Genomic DNA, 2,429 nt, shown 5'->3' with positions numbered 1-2,429 from the left:
AAGGACCGGCTCAAGGACGTGATCATCTCCGGGGGCGAGAACATCTCCACCATCGAGGTGGAGGACACCCTCTACCGGCACCCGGCGGTCATGGAAGTGGCCGTGGTTGCCCGCCCGGACGACAAGTGGGGCGAGACGCCCTGCGCCTTCGTCACCCTGCACCCCGGCCAGGAGGCGGTGACCGAGCAGGACATCATCAACTTCTGCCGGGAGAACATGGCCACATTCAAGGCCCCGAAAACAGTCGTGTTCTGCGACCTCCCCAAGACGTCCACGGGCAAGATCCAGAAGTTCCGGCTGCGCGATCAGGCGAAAGACCTCTAGGCCGGCCATGGCCTGACCCGTCGCCCCGGGCTGCCGCGCAACGGCGGCGCGGGGCGGCGTGCCGCCCCATTATTCCATCAAGAGTACGGAGGAGAATCGATGCAACTCTACAAGCGCCAGCACGGGGAGGAGCAGCCTTACTGGCCTGCCGGCCCCTTCAAGATCCGTCTGCCTTTCGTCCACTACCGGTGGGAGACGGCGGAAATGGTCCAGGCGCTGATCATGTTCGTGGTCAGCCTGGGCATGATTCCGCTGCTGGAGCAGTATCTGGGGCTGCCCTACGATGTGGCGCTGGCCTATGTGGTGGTGTGCGGCATCGGCTTCATGCTGCCCGCGCTGCTGGGCATCCCCTTCGTGCCCGGCTGGATCACACCAGCGATCCCCGTGGTGGTGCTGTTTCTCGGTGATTTCGAGCCGGGGACGGAGGCCATCCAGGCGATGTTCGCCCTGCAGTTCCTGGTGTTCCTGATCTTCCTGATCCTCGGGATTACGCGCCTGGGCACCACCCTGGTGAATATCATCCCCCGGTCCATGAAGGGCGGCATCATCATTGGTGCCGGTGTTGCCGCGATCATCGGCGAGATCGAGGAAGGGGGGCGCATGGCCGAGACACCCATTTCGCTCATCATCGGTGGTCTGGTGTGCGCCTATCTGATGTTCAGCCTCTCCTTCAAGCACCTGGTGGACAAGTCCGATCTTGCCCGCAAGATCGCGAACTACGGCATGGTGCCGGGCATGGTGGTGGCGATCATCGTCGGCTTTCTGGTGATGGAGTACCCGTTCCCGGACGTGGAGTTCGGCATTACGCAGCCGGCTTTCGGTGAGATGTGGGGTTACCTGCCGTTCGTCGTGGGTTTCCCGGGGCTGGATATCTTCCTGCTGGCCATCCCCACCGCGCTGATTGCCTATATCATCGCCTTTGGCGACATCATCGTCGGCAAAACCCTGCTGGACCGGGTGGACCACCTGCGTGAGGACGAAAAGATCGAGACGGACATCGACCGTGTCCACATCATCACCGCGATCCGTAACGCCCTGCACGCGTTCTTCGCGCCGTACCCCGGGCTGGCCGGTCCGATCTGGACGGCGGTGGCGGCCACCATGGCCGAGCGCTACAAGTACGGCCGCAATGCCATGGAGTCCATCTACAGTGGCTCGGGCACGTTCTGGGTCACGGGGTTCATCGCGCTGTTCATCCTGCCCCTGGTGTCGTTTTTCCAGCCGGTGCTGCCCATCGCGCTGTCGCTGACGCTGCTGCTCACCGGCTACATTTGCATCATGGTGGGCCTTGAGCAGCTCGAGACCCAGGTGGAGCGCGGTGTCGGTGGCGTCATGGCCGTGGTGCTGGCCGTCTACGGCGCCGGTTGGGGGCTTGCCGCCGGGGCGTTGCTGTACATCCTGGTGGAGAAGACCAACCTTTTCGGTCGCGAGCCGCGGGATGAACACGGTCGCCGCCCCGCCCAGCGAGCCGAAGATCAGGAGTGAGGCCGGAACCGGGGCGCCGTTCCGGCGGCGCCCCGCCTCGGGAGGAGAGACATCATGAGTGAACAGGGTTTCTACAGGACGATTCTGGTGCCGGTGGATGGTTCGGATACCGCCGCCCGTGCGGCGGATGCGGCCCGGGACCTGGCCGCGGCCAGTGGCGCCCGCGTCGTCGTCATGTCCGTGGCGGTGGATCGCGACATCATGCCGTCGGAGTTGATGGCCACGGGCCAGGTGAGCCGTAAGGACATCATGGACGACCGGCGCCGACAGGCCACCGAGATCGCCGACAAAGCGGCCGACAGCCTGAAAGCGGCGGGCGTGGAAACACGGACCGAGGTCGCCGCTGGCGACCCCGCCCACTGCATCATCGAGCATTCCCGGACGCTGGATGCGCCACTGGTGGTCATCGGCCGCCGCGGCCTCACCGGCTTCCGCGAGCTCATCATGGGCAGTGTGAGCAACAAGGTGGTGCATTACGCCGATTGCCCGGTACTGGTAATCAACTGAATCCGACGGAGATCCGAGCCATGACCGACTACACCGCCCCGACGCGGGACATGAAGTTTGTGATGCAGGAGCTGCTGGATCTGGACGCGATCAGTGGGCTGCCGGGGTTCGAG

The 2,429-nt window shown here is 64.5% G+C and carries 3 protein-coding genes; all 3 read left to right on the top strand.

What is annotated here, in order from left to right; all coding sequences use genetic code 11:
• Positions 1-324, top strand: a 324-nt coding sequence (locus BMZ02_RS18645; protein ID WP_425425099.1) for an AMP-binding enzyme, incomplete at its 5' end; no start/stop codon positions are given.
• 99 nt (positions 325-423) lie between these two features.
• Complete coding sequence (locus BMZ02_RS18640; RefSeq protein ID WP_091646595.1) at positions 424-1,809, top strand: solute carrier family 23 protein; 1,386 nt, start codon at positions 424-426, stop codon at positions 1,807-1,809.
• Positions 1,810-1,863: 54 nt separating this feature from the next.
• Positions 1,864-2,316: a universal stress protein gene (locus tag BMZ02_RS18635; RefSeq protein ID WP_091646593.1), complete on the top strand. Its 453-nt coding sequence runs from the start codon at positions 1,864-1,866 to the stop codon at positions 2,314-2,316.
• Positions 2,317-2,429 lie beyond the last annotated feature (113 nt).

The organism is Aquisalimonas asiatica, from assembly GCF_900110585.1.
GTDB classification, from domain to species: Bacteria; Pseudomonadota; Gammaproteobacteria; order Nitrococcales; family Aquisalimonadaceae; genus Aquisalimonas; species Aquisalimonas asiatica.
The sequence above is the reverse complement of the archived record's forward strand: the minus strand, read 5'-3'. Positions and strand labels throughout refer to the sequence as shown.